Source organism: Allobosea sp. ASV33 (genome assembly GCF_016428755.1).
Lineage (GTDB): Bacteria > Pseudomonadota > Alphaproteobacteria > Rhizobiales > Beijerinckiaceae > Allobosea.
The window spans coordinates 1-398 of sequence record NZ_JAELTI010000232.1 but is presented as its reverse complement, the minus strand read 5'-3'; the positions used below and the strand labels follow the sequence as shown (position 1 = coordinate 398).

The window sequence follows — 398 nt, the reverse complement described above, 5'->3', positions numbered from 1 at the left end:
CCCCCCCCCCCCCCCCCCCCCCCCCCCCCCCCCCCCCCCCCCCCCCCCCCCCCCCCCCCCCCCCCCCCCCCCCGCTTTTCAAGCATAACACGGCAAACGAGATCGCGCCTAGAGTCTCGTGGGCTCGGAGATGTGTATAAGAGACAGGTTCTTCAATTCGTCGACCGGCATCGGAACCTCGGCGCGATGCGTATCCGAGAGCGAGAGCAGATCGATCGAGCGATCAGCGATGCGCTGGGCCATAAGATGGGCTGTCTCTTATACACATCTGACGCTGCCGACGATTAACCTTCGGTGTAGATCTCGGGGGTGGCGGTATGAGTAAGAGGGGGGGGGGGGGGGGGGGGGGGGGGGGGGGGGGGGGGGGGGGGGGGGGGGGGGGGGGGGGGGGGGGGGGG

The 398-nt window shown here is 71.1% G+C and carries 1 protein-coding gene; it reads right to left on the bottom strand.

The features are described from left to right. Positions 1–108: 108 nt before the first annotated feature. Positions 109–243, bottom strand: coding sequence for a hypothetical protein (locus JHD80_RS29190; protein WP_282568460.1), 135 nt, complete (start codon positions 241–243; stop codon positions 109–111). Positions 244–398 lie beyond the last annotated feature (155 nt).

Coding starts and splice junctions, on each gene's coding strand:
- JHD80_RS29190 (WP_282568460.1), bottom strand. CDS start 243: ATGGCCCAGCGCATCGCTGATCGCTCGATCGATCTGCTCTCGCTCTCG.